At 65.8% G+C, this 17,437-nt stretch carries 14 protein-coding genes and 1 tRNA gene; 9 read left to right on the top strand and 6 right to left on the bottom strand.

Annotated elements, in window-relative coordinates:
* Positions 1-19 precede the first annotated feature (19 nt).
* Positions 20-1,390, top strand: a complete 1,371-nt coding sequence (locus tag BJA_RS28255; RefSeq protein ID WP_038967756.1) for a hypothetical protein — start codon at positions 20-22, stop codon at positions 1,388-1,390.
* On the opposite strand, the gene BJA_RS28260 is transcribed toward BJA_RS28255, so the two are convergent.
* Entirely contained in the window at positions 1,376-2,131 is a 756-nt protein-coding gene (locus tag BJA_RS28260) for an alpha/beta fold hydrolase (protein WP_038967757.1), read from the bottom strand. The two genes, BJA_RS28255 and BJA_RS28260, sit on opposite strands and share 15 nt — an antisense overlap.
* Positions 2,132-2,166: 35 nt before the next feature.
* Positions 2,167-3,303 (bottom strand): hypothetical protein, encoded by a 1,137-nt coding sequence (locus tag BJA_RS28265; protein WP_011088336.1) that lies wholly within the window; start codon positions 3,301-3,303, stop codon positions 2,167-2,169.
* Positions 3,304-3,621: 318 nt separating this feature from the next.
* On the opposite strand from BJA_RS28265, the gene BJA_RS28270 reads away from it, so the two are divergent.
* Positions 3,622-3,867, top strand: a complete 246-nt coding sequence (locus tag BJA_RS28270; protein WP_007602543.1) for a zinc-finger domain-containing protein — start codon at positions 3,622-3,624, stop codon at positions 3,865-3,867.
* A 19-nt stretch (positions 3,868-3,886) separates the two neighbouring features.
* Positions 3,887-5,089: an FAD-dependent monooxygenase gene (locus BJA_RS28275; protein ID WP_011088337.1), complete on the top strand. Its 1,203-nt coding sequence runs from the start codon at positions 3,887-3,889 to the stop codon at positions 5,087-5,089.
* A gap of 25 nt (positions 5,090-5,114) precedes the next feature.
* Here the strand turns inward: BJA_RS28275 and BJA_RS28280 are convergent, their stop codons facing one another.
* A complete protein-coding gene (locus tag BJA_RS28280) occupies positions 5,115-5,531 on the bottom strand; it encodes a hypothetical protein (protein ID WP_011088338.1) in 417 nt (138 codons plus the stop codon).
* 173 nt (positions 5,532-5,704) lie between these two features.
* Between BJA_RS28280 and BJA_RS28285 the strand changes: the two genes are divergently transcribed.
* A tRNA-Leu gene (locus tag BJA_RS28285) sits at positions 5,705-5,793 on the top strand.
* A 95-nt stretch (positions 5,794-5,888) separates the two neighbouring features.
* Here the strand turns inward: BJA_RS28285 and BJA_RS28290 are convergent.
* Positions 5,889-6,845 carry a hypothetical protein gene (locus tag BJA_RS28290; RefSeq protein WP_038967760.1) on the bottom strand — a complete coding sequence of 319 codons (957 nt, stop codon included), beginning with the start codon at positions 6,843-6,845 and terminating at the stop codon, positions 5,889-5,891.
* A 278-nt stretch (positions 6,846-7,123) separates the two neighbouring features.
* On the opposite strand from BJA_RS28290, the gene BJA_RS28295 reads away from it, so the two are divergent.
* Positions 7,124-8,374, top strand: coding sequence for a multidrug effflux MFS transporter (locus BJA_RS28295; protein ID WP_063921631.1), 1,251 nt, complete (start codon positions 7,124-7,126; stop codon positions 8,372-8,374).
* Between the two features lie 201 nt (positions 8,375-8,575).
* On the opposite strand, the gene BJA_RS28300 is transcribed toward BJA_RS28295, so the two are convergent.
* Complete coding sequence (locus BJA_RS28300; protein ID WP_236842087.1) at positions 8,576-10,171, bottom strand: glycosyltransferase family 39 protein; 1,596 nt, start codon at positions 10,169-10,171, stop codon at positions 8,576-8,578.
* A gap of 221 nt (positions 10,172-10,392) precedes the next feature.
* Positions 10,393-12,003 (bottom strand): ABC transporter substrate-binding protein, encoded by a 1,611-nt coding sequence (locus BJA_RS28305; protein ID WP_011088342.1) that lies wholly within the window; start codon positions 12,001-12,003, stop codon positions 10,393-10,395.
* A 270-nt stretch (positions 12,004-12,273) separates the two neighbouring features.
* On the opposite strand from BJA_RS28305, the gene BJA_RS28310 reads away from it, so the two are divergent.
* From BJA_RS28310 to BJA_RS28325, 4 genes are all read left to right on the top strand, one after another.
* The gene (locus BJA_RS28310) at positions 12,274-13,404 is read left to right on the top strand and encodes a M20/M25/M40 family metallo-hydrolase (protein ID WP_011088343.1); all 1,131 of its coding nucleotides are present in this window, start codon (positions 12,274-12,276) and stop codon (positions 13,402-13,404) included.
* Between the two features lie 218 nt (positions 13,405-13,622).
* A complete protein-coding gene (locus BJA_RS28315; protein ID WP_028175416.1) occupies positions 13,623-14,564 on the top strand; it encodes an ABC transporter permease in 942 nt (313 codons plus the stop codon).
* Between the two features lie 19 nt (positions 14,565-14,583).
* Entirely contained in the window at positions 14,584-15,471 is an 888-nt protein-coding gene (locus BJA_RS28320; protein ID WP_011088345.1) for an ABC transporter permease, read from the top strand.
* Between the two features lie 127 nt (positions 15,472-15,598).
* A complete protein-coding gene (locus tag BJA_RS28325) occupies positions 15,599-17,248 on the top strand; it encodes an ABC transporter ATP-binding protein (protein WP_011088346.1) in 1,650 nt (549 codons plus the stop codon).
* The last annotated feature ends 189 nt before the right edge of the window (positions 17,249-17,437 follow it).

Raw genomic sequence — 17,437 nt, forward strand, 5'->3', positions numbered from 1 at the left:
GGACGACGACGGAGCGGATTTGACCACCACCACCGATCATTTGCGCGCGCGCCCCGCGGGCTCGCTCTGGGTGCGGCTCGCCGCTCTGGCCCTACCCCTCCTGATGATCGCGCCGGCGTTCTGGAACGGCTATCCGCTGTTGCAGTGGGATACCGGCGGCTATCTGGCGCGCTGGTACGAGGGCTATCTCGTCCCCAGCCGGTCCACCGTGTTCGGCCTCTATCTCCACTCCGGCGAAAGCTTCGGCTTCTGGATCAACCTCGCGATCCAGTCGCTGGCGACGCTGTGGCTGTTGCAGCTCAGCTTGCGCGTCCTCGGCCTGTTGCAGACGTTCCGCTTCGTCGCGATCAGCCTGCTCCTGATCCTGTCGACCGCGCTGCCCTGGCTGGCCAGCATGCTGCTCACGGACATCTTCACGGGACTGTCGGTGCTGTCGCTGTTCCTCCTCGTCGTCGGAGCCCAGCGCACGTCGCCGCACGAAAAAATCGCGCTGTTCGTCTTCACCGCCTTTGCCGCCGCAACCCACAGCGCCACGCTCGGCGTGCTGCTCGGACTCTGCCTCGCCGGCTGGATGGCGCGGCCGTTCGTGGGTCGCAGGCTTCCGCTCGCCGGACTGGCGCAGGCGAGCATGACCATCGTCGCGGGCGGCCTGATGCTGGTCGCTGCGAACCACGCGCTGTCGGGCAAATGGGCCTGGACGCCGGGCGGCTACGGCGTCGCCTTCGGCCGCATGATGCAGGACGGCATCGTCGCGCGCTATCTCAACGACCACTGCCCGCGCGAGAGCTTCAAGCTCTGTCCCTATCGGAACGAATTGCCGGCGACCGCCGACGAATTCCTGTGGGGCAAGAGCGTGTTCAACGCGCTCGGCCGGTTTGAGGGCATGAACGAAGAGATGAGCTATATCGTCGTGCACTCGCTCGCCGACTATCCGGCCTGGCAGGCCGGCGCCGCAATGCGAGCGGTGGGCCAGCAATTGCTGCACGTGGCGACCGGCGAAGGCACCAGCGGCTGGATCCCGCACACCTACGGCATCATCGAGCGCTACATCCCCGCACAGATCGCGCCGATGCGCGCGGCGCGGCAACAGCAATGGGATGTCAATTTCGACTACGTCAACTGGCTGCATGTTCCCGTCGCGCTGGCCTCGATGCTGGCGCTGGTCGGGTTGCTCGCGCATGCGCTGGCGCGCCGCCGGCTCGACGATCTGACGTTGCTGGCGGCGACGGTGACGCTCGCGCTGCTCGGCAACGCCTTCATCTGCGCCGTCATCTCCGGTCCGCACGACCGCTACGGCGCGCGCATGGTGTGGGTTGCGACCTTCGTGGTGCTGATGGCGCTGGCGCGCGCGTTCGGCGACGAGGAACCTATAGGCTCAGCCGCGGCGTGAGAGAAAATCGAGCACGCCAGTCTTGTAGACCTTGTCGCCGACCGCGCGCATGTGATCGCGGCCCGGTATGTCGAGCACTTCCGAGCCCGGAATGATGGCGCCGAGCGCGCTGGCCGAGCCAGCGACGTCGTCGGTAGAGCCGACCGCGATCAGCACGGGCACGTCGATGCGTGCAGCTTCGCCCCTGGTCATGAGGTCGCGCGTGCCGCGCAGGCAGGCGGCGAGCGCCCTCCGATCAGAGCGGGTCTGATCGGCAAACGCGCGGAAGGTGCGCCCCACGGGATCGGAGACGTCGTCGAGCGCGGGGGCTTCCAGCGCCTTCGCGACATTCTCGCCGGGCCCGGTGCCCTCGATCAGGCCGCCGATGCCGATGCCGCCGAGGATCGCCGAGCGCAGGCGCTGCGGCTCGTTCAGGGAGAGCCACGCCGTCATCCGCCCACCCATCGAATAGCCCATGATGTCGGCCTGCGGGATGGCGAGATGGTCCATCAGCGCGAGCACGTCGCCGGCCATGGTCGGGATCGAGTATTGCGCGGGCTCGTAGAGCTTTGCGCTTTCGCCGTGGCCGCGATTGTCGAGTGCGATGACACGGCGGCCGTTCTTGCGCAGCTCCGAGACCCAGGTCGGATAGACCCAGTTCACGTTCTTGCTGGAGGCAAAGCCGTGCACCAGGATGATCGGATCGCCCTCGCCTTCGTCGAGATAGGCAATTTCAACGGCGCCGTTGTGAAAGCTCGGCATCAGATATTCCGCGGTGTTGAGGGGAAGGGTTGATTCTAGGCCGGACCGGCCGCAACTGCCAGAGCGGCTTCGGCGGCGACCTGCGCCCGGCGAAGCCGCCGCGCCCGTCTGCGATCGCACCAGGCCTGCGTCAGGCGCTCGGTGGTGGCCTTGATCGAAGACAACAGGCCGAACAGCGTCAGCACCGCACCGAACAGCCAGAGCGCAAGATCGAACGCGCCGCCGACGAGCAGCAGCGCGCCGCGGCCCAAGAGCTTCATGATCGCGCGGGTCTTGCTGCCTTGCGCTTCCGCCAGCCGCGCCGCGCGCGCGACGTCCTTGGGGCCCTCGGCGATATGCAAGCTGTCCATCGCGCCGCGCGTGCCGGTCTTCTCGGCAACGCGCGTGACGTCCTTGCCGAGCCGGACCAGGGCACCTGCCTTCTCGGCCCGGAACGCGGCCTTGATCGCGCTCACGGTCTGGCCCGGCCGCAGCACCGAGCCGGACGCCACCGCGTTCTGGAGCACCGGCGTGTCGACAAACTCGCGCGCGGACCGGCCGGCCCAGGCCGCGAGGCCCTCGCCGAGCCGCCCGACTTTCCGCGCATCCTTCACCAGCGTCAGGCCGGCGCGCACGGGCGCGGCGCCGCCGATGGACACATAGGTTGCCGCCGTCACCGCAAGGCCGGCGGCTGCAAGGCCCAGCACCAGGCGGTCGGTGTCCTCGCCCATGGCGAGATGCTTGCCCTCGCGCACGACGTCCCTGACGTCGCCGATCACGAAGAGATCGCCGACCACGGTTCCGGACAGGCTTGCGACATCGTCGCCGCTGCCGGTGACGAGACCGGTCGCGAAGCGCCTGGCGAAATGCGAGGTGGAGTTTTCCTCCTTGACCGCATCGCTCACCCTGGCGAGGAGGTCGTCGGGCACCGCGATGTTGCGGTCACGCGCCAGCGCGACAAAACTGTCGGCGAGATCGGCATCGCCGGCGGCGAGCGCGGCCTCGATATTGTCCTGAACCAGGCGGTCGTTCTGTCGCAGTACGGCGTCGAGCTTCAGCTCGGACAGCGCGGCCGGATCATCCTGGGCGGCGAGAATCGCGCCGGCCTCGCGGGCGTGCGGCGCGACCTGCGCGAGCATGAAGCTGCATGCCGCGATGCCGGTCAACGCTGTGCTGATTCGCAGCCACTTCATGCCAAGAGCCCGGATGTTCCCAGATCGTTTGCCTGGATCGTTTGCGCCTGAAGGTTGATCTTTTGCCGCAATTCCACTCGTCCACAGACATAGTATGCCAAAATTGCGACACAACGTCCCCGACGAAAGAAGGGCTTCTCTCAGGCCGCAAGATTGTGTCGAATTTGCATGAGCAAATGAGCATGGGGCAGTTGCGAACCTTTCGGTTCCGCCGGGCTAGCAATCATCTGCACCCGCCAGTATGGTCCGCGGCGCCTCAAAGATGCCGCGTCAGTTGTGATTGTGTCTGCCGCCACTGCCACTCCAGGATGAGTTACGATGTCCGACCATGTCGTCCCGCACTTCCATAACGATGCCGGTGTTCCCGTCATCGAGATCGGCTCGCAAGAGTTCATGTGCGTGGGCGCCAACCCTCCGTTCGATCATCCTCACGTCTTCCTCGACCTCGGCAACGACAACGAGATCATCTGCCCCTACTGCTCGACGCTGTACCGCTTCGCGGCCGACCTGAAGGCCGGCGAAGCCCGTCCGCCGGAATGCGTCCTGAAGGACAAGGTGGCCTGACCGCGTCCACCGGTCAGGGGTGGCGCTCTCCCGAACGATTGTCATTGCCGGAGCCGGAATCGGTGGACTGACGGCCGCGCTTGCGCTGGCCGCCCGGGGCTTCCGTATCGTCGTGCTGGAAAAAGCCGAGCGCCTCGAGGAAGTCGGTGCGGGCCTGCAACTCTCCCCCAATGCGAGCCGCGTGCTGGTCGGGCTCGGCCTGACCGAACGGCTCAAGCTGCGTGCCGTCGTCCCGGAGGCGGTCTCGATCATGAGCGCGCGGGCGGGCGGCGAACTGCTGCGCATGCCGCTCGGCGAAGCGGCCTCGGTGCGCGCCGGCGCACCCTATTGGGTGGTGCACCGTGCCGACCTGCAGTCCGCGCTCGCCGGCGCGGTCTCCGACCATCCCGACATCGACCTGAAGCTAGGTGCGACCTTCGAAGACGTCGCGCCTCATGCCAAGGGGCTGACCGTCGTCCATCGCAGCGGCACGATCCGCCGCAGCGATCTCGCCAGCGCGCTGATCGGCGCCGACGGCATCTGGTCGACGGTACGCCAGCATCTGTTTCCCGAGGTGCAGCCGCGCTTCTCCGGGCTGATCGCTTGGCGCGGTACGCTCGACGCCACGCAGCTGCCGAAGGACTACACCGCGCGCCGGGTCCAGCTCTGGATGGGCCCGAACGCCCACCTCGTTGCCTATCCGATCGCGGGCGGACGACAGATCAACGTGGTCGCGGTGCTGCCTGGCACCTGGAACAGGCCGGGCTGGAGCACGCCCGGCGATCCGCGCGAGGTGATGGATGCGTTCGCCGCGCCGCGCTGGCCGTCGCAGGCGCGGATGATGCTCGCCGCAGTCGATGGCTGGCGCAAATGGGCGCTGTTCGGCGTGCCCGACGGCTGCCCCTGGAGCAAAGGCCCGGTCGCGCTGCTCGGCGACGCCGTGCATGCGATGCTGCCGTTCGCCGCGCAAGGCGCCGGCATGGCGATCGAGGATGCCGCCGTGCTGGCACAGCATCTGAGCCCCGAGACCGCCGAGAGCACGGACGGCATCGTCGCAGCGCTGAAGCAATATGGCCGCGCACGCCAGGCGCGCGTGCGACGGGTGCAGCGGACCGCACGGCAGCAGGGCCGCATCTATCATTTCAGCGGACCGCTCGCGATTGCGCGCGATGTTGCGATCCGGGCGCTCGGCCCGGAGCGCATGCTGGCGCGGCAGGACTGGATCTACGGCTGGCGCCCCTGATGCGAAGCGCTGCAGGCGCGGCGCTTCAGCGGACCGCTTTCCCGGATTTCGGCGCAGGCTTGGCGGCAGCCGCAGGCGCAGCAGCCGGTGCCGGCTCGGGCGGCGTTTCGCGGCACCTGTTGCGGCGCCAGGCCTCTTCGGCCAGCTGCGCCTGACCACGCACCGCGACGTACTCGTTGCGATAGGCGAGTTCGGCCACGACGGCGCCGCCGGCGCCGGTCTGCGCCTTGTCCATCAGCCTCTGCAAGTCCGCGGTGCGGCTGGCGAGCCCCTTGCGCTCGGACTCGAGCTGCTTGCAATCATACAGATCGTATCTTGCCGGATCGGCAAACGCCGGAGCGACCGTCTCGCTCATGCTCGCGCAGCCGGACAGCGCGCCGCCCGCGAGCAGCACGAAAAGCGCGCCGCAAAAGCGCAGGCGATGGGAAAGCGAAGCAACCATGCCGGATGAATAGTCCCCGTGGATTGAGAATGCCTAAAGCAGCAACAGATGTCCGGATTGAGGCTTTGCCTTGTGCGGCCGGCTCGCTTAAGGAAGAACCACCCACCCGGCCCGCGAAGCGCCAATTCCAAACGGCCGAAGGTGGACTTAAGTGTTTGATCTCGTTGGATCAAGCGGGCATGGCGGAATTGGTAGACGCAAGGGACTTAAAATCCCTCGGTGCGCAAGCGCTGTGCCGGTTCGACCCCGGCTGCCCGCACCACGAGAGTTGACGGCGCGAGGACGGCGGATGGCGCCGTCTGCAATCGCATCGCTTTCGTCCCGGTACGCTGACGTCATTTCGAGTCCCGGCGTAACTCAGACGGCGACATTCCGCTCGACCCTGAGCTCCCTGAACACCTTCGTGACCGGCAGGTGAAGCGGCAAATCCGTGTTGGTGTGGTGCCAGCTGAACGGGCACGACTTCTCGATCGAGATTCCCGGCGTCGAGTTGAGCGCGCCGAAGCCATCGATCGTGCCCATCACGTCGACGATCTTCTTGTACCGGGGCGGCATCGCGACCGCCGCAGACACCGTGACAATCCAGAACTTGTCGTCGGGAATGGTCTGTTCGATCGCCGGCTGCTCCCTCAGCTCGTACAGCGCTTCCGAGACCACGAGGTTGCCCTTGGAGTGTCCGGTCACCAGCGAAAAGCTGAAGCGATCATCGGCCAGCAAAGCCATGACCGTCCTTGTATCCAGGCTGACGCGGCCGAGTTCGAGCGGTGATGTCGGCGGACTGACGGTCTCGGGCCGGTTCAGCGCCCGGCTGACGTCGTCCAGCTCCTCGAACTGATGGCGCAGGCGGTTGAGCGTGCCGAACCAGAACCAGCCACCGAGCGCCTCGGTCAGGAGATCGGCAAGCCCGTAGCCCGACACCACGGCAGCAGCCGACACGCCAAACGCGTCGGCGACATTCCGTGCGAAGGCCGCCGCCCCCAGCGCCGAACTGCCGACGCCGGCCACCGCCAGGATACGGACATCGGCGCCGCCAGCATTGGCGAAGTCTTCCACGGTGTTGCAGAGCTTGAGCGATCCGGCGCCGGATGGCGGGACGATCAGGATCGCGCCCTCGCGCGCGAGCCAAGGCGCAGTCTCGTGGGCCTCCTCTTGGGTCACCTTGCCGATGTCGTAGAAGATTCCGTCGAGCACCGCGTTTCTGCGGCGAAACGACTCCAGGGCGGCCTCGCGCAACGGCGTCCGGGACTCGAAGATCTCCTCGAAGCTGTTGCGGCCGAGCTGGGCCGTCGCGAGCGAGCGTTGCGTAGAGAGCATCACGGTTCTCCGCGGCCATTCCGGCGACGGATACCGTAGCAAGAATCCTGCCACCTTGGGTGGTATCGCCGCGCCGCTTCGTCAGGCTGTTGACCGAACGCCTTCCAGGCGGCGTGGCCGGTGCAACGGCGCTCGCGCCCCAGCCGACCTGTCCCGGAGCGACGGCGGGCCTCACCAAGCCTTGTCCGCTCCCGCTCCGCCTGACAGCCATCTCAAAACATGGGTTGTGCGCCGCAGCATGGACAATACATAAAGCCTTCCAATCAGAGGTGAGCTTCTTGTCCGACGTCAATGCCGACAGCTGGGTGTCCTCGGGACACCGGCCCATGGGTTTTCCCGAATTCGTCATCGTGATCGCGTCCATCATGGCGCTGAATCCGCTTGCGATGGACATGATGCTGCCGGCGCTGCCCAATATCGGGACCGCCTTCAAGATTCCCGTCGCCAACCATCTCCAGCTCGTGCTGTCGACCTTCCTGATCGGCTTCGGCGTGGGTCAGTTCGTCATGGGTCCGTTGTCGGACCGTTTCGGCCGTCGCCCGGTGTTGCTCGGCGGCATGGCGGTCTATGCGGTGGCGAGCGTGCTGGCGGTTGCCGCGCCCTCGTTCGAGACGCTGCTGCTGGCACGCGCGCTGCAAGGGCTCGGCACCTCGGCAACGCGCGTGATCGCGACCTCGATCGTACGCGACTGCTATGTCGGCCGCCGCATGGCGAGCGTGATGTCGCTTGCCATGATGGTGTTCATCGCGGTGCCCGTGATCGCGCCGTCGTTCGGACAGGCGGTGCTGCTCGTCACGCAATGGCGCGGCATCTTCGTCGTGCTGATGCTGTACGGCCTGCTCGCGCTCGCATGGTCCGTGCTGCGGCTGCCCGAAACCCTCCCTCAGTCAGAACGCAGGTCGCTGGCGCCCGCCGACGTGCTCTCGGCGTTCCGGCAGACCCTGACCAATCGCCAGACCATCGGCTATGCGACGGCCGCCGGCAGCGTCATCGGCGCACTCTTCGCCTATATGTTCTCGGCCCAACAGGTCTTCACCGGCGTCTATCACCTCGGCCACTACTTCCCGCTCGCCTTCGCTGCGATCGCGGCCGGCACCGCCATTGCCGGCTTCCTCAATGCGAGGCTGGTCGGGCGGCTCGGCATGCGCGTGATCTCGCACGGCGCCCTGACGCTCTATGCCGTGGTCGCCAGCGTCATGCTGGTCACCGAAATCCTGAACATGCTGCCGCTTGCCCTGTTCATGGCACTGTCGGCGCTGATGATGTTCTCGTTCGGCATGATGGTCGCCAACTTCACCGCGCTCGCCATGGAGCCGCAGGGCCATATCGCCGGTACCGCCTCCTCGCTCTACGGCTCGATCACGACGCTGATCGGCATCGCGGTCGGCATGGCGATCGGGCAGAGCTTTGACGGCACGCTGCTGCCGTTCTCGGTCGGCTTCTTCCTGTCGACGCTGGCTGCGCTCGCGATCGTGCTGGTGGTGGAGAAGGGCCGGCTGTTCAAGCCGCATCATCGCCCCACCGCATGAGGAACTTCCGGCCGGCCTCGATGTTGTAGTGCAGCAATTCGAGAGGCCGCCGCTATGGAACCGGAACACCGCGAAGACCCCACCCCGGATCGGCCTGATACGGGGCGTTCCGAGCCAAACGCCGAGCAGGCTGCGTTCAACGCGCCTTTCGCAAGCGAAGGCCTCGAGCGGCTGCGCGACAGCCATTGTTGAGCGCGCAGCCTATTCCGTCGGACGCCGGCTCGCACTGAAATCATTTGCGCTGCTCTCGGGCGCGGCGCTGCTTCCGCGCGGCGGCACCATCAGCACGACCACCTCCCGCGTGAGACCGGGCCGGCCCCACAGCGTGGCCTGCACGGTGAATTCACGCCTGACGAACTGTCCGGCGCCCGAGGACACCCGTTCCATCCAACGGTTGCAATAGTCCTGGCCGCGGAAACAGAGCGCGGCCCAGCCGCGATCCAGCGTCCTCTTGCGCGGCAAACCCCAAATGTATTGATACGCGAGCGGCCGTGCATAATAGGGATGATCGGGGCTATAGAATGCCGCCGCAAAAGCCAGCGCATCATCGCCGCTCACGGCGCTCAGCGGCTCGCCGGTCAGCTCGCGCCACTCGCGCGTCAATTCGCCGGCCGCCTGCGCGTAGAAGTTCCGGCCCTCTTCGTAGCCGTGATTGTTGCGATAGACGGCATGGATCGGGGCCGCGACCAGGACGGCGGCGAGCGCGACGCCGGCCGCGGTCACCGCGAGGTTGACGGTGTAGAACCGCTCGATCGGATAGCGCGTGCCGCAGACCACGAGAATGACGAACAGGAACAGCCCCTGCAACGCCCACAGCGACGGCAGATCCGTTCCCATCACAAGCGACGTCAGGACCGGCAGCACGATCGTGCCGATCGCAATGTAGAGGAGAAGCCGCAGGCCCGGACTCATTGCCATGAAGTCGGCCGGAAACTGCTTCAGCCGCGTGCCGGCGATGAGCATCCAGGACACGGCCGACACGCTCATGGCCGCGGCCAGCCCCAGCAGGAAATTCTTCGCCTCACCGAGCGAGCTCACAGCGTTGCCGTTGGCATGAGCCAGCGCATAGGTGAAGGCCGACGCGCCCGTCGTCGCGAGCCAGTAGAGGTGCGGCGACAGCGCCGCGAGCCCGACGGCGACCGAGATCCAGGGCGAAGCCGAGGTGAAATAGGCGCGCCGCGCCGGATGCGCCAGCGCGGCAAAGGCGAAGCTCGCGACGAGAAAGATCGAATAATATTTGCCGACCATCGCGAGCGCCGTCGTGCATCCCACAGCGACCGCCCACAGCTTGCCGCGCGTCTCGAATGCGCGCAGGAAGCACCAGGTCGCCAGCGGCCAGGTCGCGAGCAGCACCGCATTGGCGTTGAAGCGCTGGGCGTGGAATTGATAGGCCGGCGTCAGCATCAACAGCAGCAGCACCAGGATGCGCTTGTGCCCGGTCACGAACTGCCGCGAGATCAGATCGACGAAGAACAGCGCAAGCCCGGCATTGGCCATCGCCAACAGTTGCAGCGACCCGTCACTGAGCGGAAAGACGAAGGTCCATGCCGCCGCGACCCACCCCATCAACGGCGGATGCTTGTGATAGCCCCAGGCAAAGTTCCGTCCGAGCGTCCAGGCCTCGAGCGTATCGGGGTGCAGGCCGCCGCCGGCATAGGCGATGGCCAGATAGAGCGTCCAGATCGCAACGAAGCAGGCGATGAGAAGCGGCACGGCCCAGCCCGCTTCGACGCCGTCGAGCCAGCGCAGGAAGGGCCGGCGCCATCGCGCCGGCGCGCGATCGGACCGTTCGGCCATCGCCTGGAATGCAAAATCGACTGGCACAGGAATCAGTTGGGACAGGGAAAGTGATGCGCGAAGACGGCACATCTATTTCAGGTTGGAAACAAATAGCAATGATTGGAAACTGGAAGAGTTAAAGGCTCCACGGTCGTCTCGAGCCGGCAAACGACAACGGCGCCGCTGGTGACAGCGGCGCCGCGTGATAATCCGGACGAAAGGCGGAAGGACCCGCCCGCCTATTCCGACTTGTCGACGTTCCAGAACAGGGGCGTTGCGGGCCCGTCGAGCACACCGCTCAGCGATTTGCGCCAGCCGCTCGGCAGCAGATACTGCCCCAGCGGAACGTAGATCACCTGCTCATAGGCTTCTTTCTGGATGTCGGCGGCGATCTTCTTCTGCTCGTCGACCGACGGCGCGCGGACGAAAGCATCCTTGAGCTGCTCGATCTTGGGGTCTTCCGCCCAGCCGAACCAGCCGCCCTTCTTGCCCTGGCCGCCGATCGAGAGATTGGCGATCGGGTTGGAGACGTCGGCCGCGACCCAGTTGGTGAAGAACATGTTCCAGCCGCCCTCCTTCGGAGGCTTCTGGCTGGCGCGGCGGCTCACCACCGTCTGCCAGTCGGTCGCTTGCAGGTCGACCTTGAAGCCGGCCTCGCGCAGCAACTGGGCCGCAACGATCGGCTGCGCCTTGAGCGTCGTGACGTCGCCGGGCGCCATCACCACGACCGGAGTGCCGTCATAGCCGGACTCGGCGAGCGCCTTCTTGGCTTCCGCCATGCCATTGCCCTTCACCAGGGTCTCGGCGCCGACGTCGGTCGCGAGCGGGGTATCGCACACGAAGAACGCGCCGCAGACCTTCTGATATTTGGCGTTGCCGACGAGCGCATCGAGAACGTCCTTCTGGTTCATCGCCAGAAAGGCAGCACGGCGCACCTTCACGTTGTCGAACGGCGGATACAGGAAGTTCATCCGGCCGAGCGTCTGGAAGCCGAACTTGTTCGAGACCTCGATCGTGATCTCCTTGTTCGCTTCCAGCACCGGCAGCATGTCGTACGGAAGGTTCTCCACGAAGTCGATGTCGCCCGACTGCAGCGCGTTCACCGCGGTCTGCGAGTCCGGCATCGTGATCCACTCGACGCGGTCGACCTTCACCACCTTGCCGCCGGAGGTCCAGCTCGCCGGCTCCTTGCGCGGCACGTAATCGGTGTTCTTGACGTAGACAGCCTTCACGCCGGGCTGGAATTCCGACTGCACGAACTTGAACGGGCCCGAGCCGATCTGCTCGGGGATCTGCTTGTCCGGCGGCGTCTCGGCGAGGCGCTTCGGCATCATGAAGGCAACGCGCGAGGACGGCTTGCCGATGGAGTCGAGCACGAGGCCGTAGGGCTCCTTCAGCTTCAACGTGATGGTCTTGGCGTCGGTCGCCTCGAGGCTCGCGGTGAAGTCCATGAGCTTCTGGCCCATGCCGTCGACCGCGCCCCAGCGCTTCAGCGAGGCAACGCAGTCTTCCGCGGTCACCGGCGTGCCGTCATGCCACTTCAGGCCGTCGCGCAGTGTAAAGGTGTAGGTGAGCTTGTCGTCGGAGATCTTCCAGTCCGCCATCTGCGGCTGGATCTTGAAGTTCGAATCGGTGGCCACCAGCGTGTCGTAAACCATGTAGCCGTGGTCACGCGTGATATAGGCCGTGGTGAAGATCGGATCGATGATGCGCAGATCGGAATGCATTACCGCGGTGAGGGTCTTGCCGGCTGCAAGGACTGGCGAGGCCAGCGCGGTCGAGAGCGCGACGACCGACAGCGCAAGTTTGGAGGCGAACGCGCGAGGCGCCCGGCGCATGAAGTGGAACATAAAAAGTTTCTCCTGACGTGAAACTGTTCAAAGGCAGGTTATTGGTTGGGCATTCGGTTCGTTCTTTGGGCGAACTAACCTCATGCAATGCCTTTATCTTTTCGAGACTTGCAGACAGTGCCGAGCGCGTCAATCCGGTTTCGTTGCAGGCCCAGGCGGCGCGCGCACGGGCTCCCCAGAGATCGGTTTGGCTCTACAACGCTCTCCGCTTGTCCTGCCCCGCGCCGATGCAATGCGCGTTCCATCTTTCGAAGCTTGAGAGACATGACGATGAATCCAGCCAATCTTCCCTTCGATTCCGAGGCGATGCTCGAGGGCCTGCGCGGATGGGTGGAATGCGAAAGCCCGACCTGGGACGCGAGCGCCGTGAACCGCATGCTCGATATCGCAGCGCGGGATATGGCAATCATGGGTGCGACGATCGAACGCATCGCCGGCCGCCAGGGCTTTGGCGGCGTGATCCGTGCGCGCTTTCCCCATCCGAAGCAGGGCGAGCCCGGCATCCTGATCGCCGGACACATGGATACCGTCCACCTGGTCGGCACCATCGAGAAGCTGAAATGGCGGCGTGAGGGCAGCAAGTGCTACGGCCCCGGCATCTGCGACATGAAGGGCGGCAACTATCTCTCGCTGGAAGCGATCCGGCAGCTGGCGCGCGCCTCCTTCACCACGCCGCTGCCGATCACCGTGCTGTTCACGCCGGACGAGGAGGTCGGCACGCCCTCGACACGCGACATCATCGAGGCCGAGGCTGCGCGCAACAAATACGTGCTGGTGCCCGAGCCCGGCCGTGCCGACAACGGCGTCACCACCGGACGTTACGCGATCGCGCGATTCAATCTCGAGGCGACCGGCCGGCCCAGCCACGCCGGCTCGACATTGTCGGCGGGCCGCTCGGCGATTCGCGAGATGGCGCGGCAGATCCTCGCCATCGATGCGATGACGACGGAGGACTGCACCTTCTCGGTCGGCGTCGTGCATGGCGGACAATGGGTTAATTGCGTTGCTACGATCGCCACCGGCGAAGCGCTTTCGATGGCCAAGCGCCAGGCCGATCTCGATCGCGGCGTCGAGCGGATGCTGGCGCTGTCAGGCACAACCAATGATGTTGCGTTCAAGGTGACGCGTGGCGTCACCCGGCCCGTGTGGGAACCCGATGCCGGCACCATGGCGCTGTACGAAAAGGCGCGCGACATCGCCAGATCGCTCGGCGCCGAGCTGCCGCATGCGAGCTCGGGCGGCGGCTCGGACGGCAACTTTACCGGCGCGATGGGCATCCCGACGCTCGACGGCCTGGGCGTGCGCGGCGGCAATGTCCACACGCTCGAAGAGTATATCGAAGTCGAGAGCCTGGTCGAACGCGGCCGCCTGATGGCAGGACTGCTGGCCACGCTGGAGTGATTAGATTGTCATTCCGGGGCGCGTCGAAAGACGCGAACCCGGAATCTCGAGATTCTTCGATGCTGGCGTATCGCCCCGGAACGACGCCGCAAGAAAATAACTGGCCGCACTGCAAAACCTGTGGCCCTGATGGCACGGGAATTGCTCAAATGTTAGGCTGATGGCAGAACAGGCAACGACCGTTGCCGCCGATTTGACTCTAATCTGACGGATTCAACTTGCTCGGATATCTCCTTCGCCGAATCTTCGCCGCCGTGCCCGTGATGGGCGTCGTCGCGCTGTTCGTCTTCCTCCTGCTCCGCCTCACCCCCGGCGATCCCGCCGCGATCCTCGCCGGCGACAACGCGACGCCGGAACGGCTGGAGCGCATCCGGACCTCACTCGGCCTCAACGAGCCCCTGATCGTGCAGTTCATCACCTGGGTGAACAAACTGCTGCACGGCGATCTCGGGACGTCGCTGATCTCCAACCTGCCGGTGATGAAGATGATCGGCCAGCGCGTCGAGCCGTCGATCTCGATCGCGCTGTCGACCATCATCCTCGCCGTCATCGTCGCGGTCCCCCTGGGGGTGATCGCGGCGTGGAAGCACGGCACCTGGATCGACCGTTTCGTGATGGGTCTCTCGGTGCTCGGCTTCTCGGTCCCGGTGTTCGTGGTCGGCTATGTCCTGATCGAGGTCTTCGCGATCGACCTGCGCTGGGTGCCGGTGCAGGGCTTCAAGAGCATCTCGAACGGCTTCGGTCCGTTCTTCGAGCGCATGATCCTGCCGACCTGCGCCCTCTCCTTCATCTACATCGCGCTGATCGCGCGCATGACGCGCGCGGCGATGCTCGACGTGCTCGGCGAGGACTATGTCCGCACCGCGCGCGCCAAGGGCATCAATGAAGTCGCCGTGATGATGCGCCATGCGCTGCGCAACGCCGCCGTGCCCGTGATCACCGTCATCGGCACCGGCTTTGCGCTTCTGATCTCCGGCGTCGTCGTCACCGAGAGCGTGTTCAACATCCCCGGCATCGGCCGCCTCACCGTGGATGCGGTGCTAGCGCGCGACTATCCGGTGATACAGGCGATGATCCTGCTGACCTCGCTGATCTATGTCGTCGTCAATCTCCTGATCGACGTCGCCTACACCCTGCTCGATCCGCGGATCCGGTACTGAGGCAAGGATAAGGACAAAAATGTCGGTCGATACCCTTCCCCAGTCGTCCATTCCGATCACGTCGCCGCTGCGGCCGCGCTTCGGATTCCTCACCTCGACGCCGATCATCGCCACGGCGACGGTCCTGCTCGCGCTGATCGTGCTGATCTCGATTCTGGCGCCGCTGATCGCGCCGCACGATCCGATCCAGCTCGCGCCGTCGCAACGATTGAAGCCGACCTCGGCGCAATTCCTGCTCGGCACCGACGCCTACGGACGCGACCTGCTGTCGCGCGTCATCTATGGCGGCCGCATCTCGCTGCTGATCGGTGTCGGCTCGGCGATCCTGTCGATCGTCATCGGGCTGGCGATCGGCCTCGTCTCCGGCTTCTTCAAGCTGGTCGATTCCGTCCTGATGCGGGTCATGGACGGCCTGATGGCGATGCCGAGCATCCTGCTCGCGATCGCCGTGGTGTCGCTGTCCGGTGCCAGCATCTGGACCGTGCTGATCGCGATCACGATCCCCGAAGTTCCGCGCGTGGCGCGCCTGGTGCGCTCGGTCGTGCTTTCGGCGCGTGAAGAGCCCTACGTCGAGGCGGCGATCTCGGTCGGCTCATCCCTGCCGAAGATCATGTGGCGGCACTTGATGCCGAACACGATCGCGCCCCTGATCGTGCAGGGCAGTTACGTATGCGCCTCCGCGATCCTCACCGAGGCGATCCTCTCCTTCCTCGGCGCCGGCATCTCCCCGGAGACACCGACCTGGGGCAACATCATGGCCGAGGGCCGCCAGTACTTCCAGATCAAGCCGTCGCTGATCTTCTGGCCGGGCCTCCTGCTCTCGATCGCCATCCTCAGCATCAACCTGATTGGCGACGCCGCCCGCGACGCCCTCGATCCCCGCATGAAGCAGCGGGAGGGGAAGTGAAACCATTGATTCCGTCATTCCGGGGCGGTGCGAAGCACCGAACTATGGTGCGCAGTTGCGCATCTGAGAATCTCGAGGTTCCGGGTTCGCGCTTGCGCGCGCCCCGGAACGACGGTGGAGACATTGCATGACCAGCGCCATCCTCGACATCAACAACCTCGTCGTTTCCGTCGGCAAGAAGCCGAAGGCGGCGAACATCATCGACGGCATCTCGATCCAGGTGCGCGAACGCGAGACGTTGTGTCTCGTCGGCGAAAGCGGCTCGGGCAAGTCGGTGACCTCGCTGACCACGATGGGCCTGCTGCCGAAGGGCACGCTGGTGCCCACCGCCGGCAGCGTCAAGCTGGTCGGCGAAGAGCTGCTCACCGCGACCGACCGCCGGCTGCGCCAGCTCCGCGCGACGCAGATGGCGATGATCTTCCAGGAGCCGATGACCGCGCTCAATCCGGTCGTGCCGGTCGGCCGGCAGATCGACGAAGTGCTGCGCGCGCACACCAATCTCGATGCCAGGGCACGGAAGAAACGCATCCTCGACATGATGGAGCAGGTGCGCCTGCCCCAGGTCGAGCGCATCTTCGCCTCCTACCCGCACCGCCTCTCCGGCGGCCAGCGCCAGCGCATCATGATCGCGATGGCGCTGGTGCTCGAGCCGAAGCTGCTCATTGCCGACGAGCCGACCACCGCACTCGACGTCACCACGCAGAAACAGATCCTGACCCTGATCCGTGACCTCCAGCGCGATCACGGCACGGCCGTGCTGTTCATCACCCACGACATGGGCGTGGTGGCGGAAATCGCCGACCGTGTCGCCGTGATGCGGCAGGGTCGCCTCGTCGAGACCGGTCCGCTCGACGCCGTGCTGCGCAATCCAACCATGGAATACACCCGCAACCTGCTCTCGGCGGTGCCGAGCCTGGTGCCGCGCGCGGCGCGGCCCGAGACCAAGGAACCGGTGGTGCTGGAGGCCAACGACCTCAGCAAGGTCTACAAGGAGCGCGCCTTCTTCGGCAAAGGCCGCGAGGTCGTCGCCGCCGACAAGGTGACGCTGACGCTGCGCAAGGGCCGTACGCTCGGCATCGTCGGCGAGAGCGGCTCGGGCAAGTCGACGGTGGCACGCTGCATCGTGCGCCTGATCGACCCGACCTCCGGCGGCGTGCGCCTGTCCGGCCGCGAGATCTCCGACATCTCGCGTCGCCTGCTCCAGCCGCACCGGCAGAAGATCCAAATCGTGTTCCAGGATCCCTATCGCTCCCTCAACCCGCGCATCACGGTGGGCGAGAGCATCGCGGAAGGCCCGATCAATTACGGCGTCTCGCATGCCGACGCGATGAAGCGTGCGCGCGAGCTGCTCGAGCTGGTCGGCCTGCCGGCCGATGCGGTGTCACGCTATCCGCACCAGTTCTCCGGCGGCCAGCGCCAGCGCATCGCGATTGCGCGTGCGCTCGCGCTCGATCCGGACGTGCTGGTCGCGGACGAAGCGGTCTCCGCGCTCGACGTCTCGGTGCAGGCCCAGGTGCTGGAACTGCTCGACGAGATCCAGAAGCGGCTCGGCATCGCGATCCTGTTCATCACCCACGATCTGCGCGTCGCCGCGCAAATCTGCGACGAGGTCGTGGTGATGCAGCACGGCCGCGTCGTCGAACAGGGCCCCGCCGCCGAGGTGCTGACGCATCCGAAGGAGGCCTACACCAGGGCCCTGCTGGAGGCAGCCCCCGGCCGCGGCTGGGACTTTGCGAACTTCCGGCCGGTGTCGGAGGGCTTGGTGGCGACGGCGTAACTCCACTCTCTCCTCGTCATTCCGGGGCATCGCGAAGCGATGAGCCCGGAATCCATCAGGCCGCAGACTCTGTCGCATGATGGATTCCGGGCTCGCGCAAGTTGCGCGCCCCGGAATGACTGCGGAGCAGCATTCCCAAAACGATCTGACCCTATGCACGGCGCGATTGCTTCTCACCTTGCTCTCGCC

It is taken from the genome of Bradyrhizobium diazoefficiens USDA 110 (assembly GCF_000011365.1).
Taxonomy (GTDB): Bacteria; Pseudomonadota; Alphaproteobacteria; order Rhizobiales; family Xanthobacteraceae; genus Bradyrhizobium; species Bradyrhizobium diazoefficiens.

Bases quoted from the DNA above. Each gene is read 5' to 3' on its own strand.
- BJA_RS28320 (WP_011088345.1), top strand. From the start codon at position 14,584: ATGTCGGTCGATACCCTTCCCCAGTCGTCCATTCCGATCACGTCGCCG.
- BJA_RS28270 (WP_007602543.1), top strand. From the start codon at position 3,622: ATGTCCGACCATGTCGTCCCGCACTTCCATAACGATGCCGGTGTTCCC.
- BJA_RS28300 (WP_236842087.1), bottom strand. From the start codon at position 10,171: ATGGCCGAACGGTCCGATCGCGCGCCGGCGCGATGGCGCCGGCCCTTC.
- BJA_RS28265 (WP_011088336.1), bottom strand. From the start codon at position 3,303: ATGAAGTGGCTGCGAATCAGCACAGCGTTGACCGGCATCGCGGCATGC.
- BJA_RS28290 (WP_038967760.1), bottom strand. From the start codon at position 6,845: ATGCTCTCTACGCAACGCTCGCTCGCGACGGCCCAGCTCGGCCGCAAC.
- BJA_RS28305 (WP_011088342.1), bottom strand. From the start codon at position 12,003: ATGTTCCACTTCATGCGCCGGGCGCCTCGCGCGTTCGCCTCCAAACTT.
- BJA_RS28310 (WP_011088343.1), top strand. From the start codon at position 12,274: ATGAATCCAGCCAATCTTCCCTTCGATTCCGAGGCGATGCTCGAGGGC.
- BJA_RS28260 (WP_038967757.1), bottom strand. From the start codon at position 2,131: ATGCCGAGCTTTCACAACGGCGCCGTTGAAATTGCCTATCTCGACGAA.
- BJA_RS28325 (WP_011088346.1), top strand. From the start codon at position 15,599: ATGACCAGCGCCATCCTCGACATCAACAACCTCGTCGTTTCCGTCGGC.
- BJA_RS28280 (WP_011088338.1), bottom strand. From the start codon at position 5,531: ATGGTTGCTTCGCTTTCCCATCGCCTGCGCTTTTGCGGCGCGCTTTTC.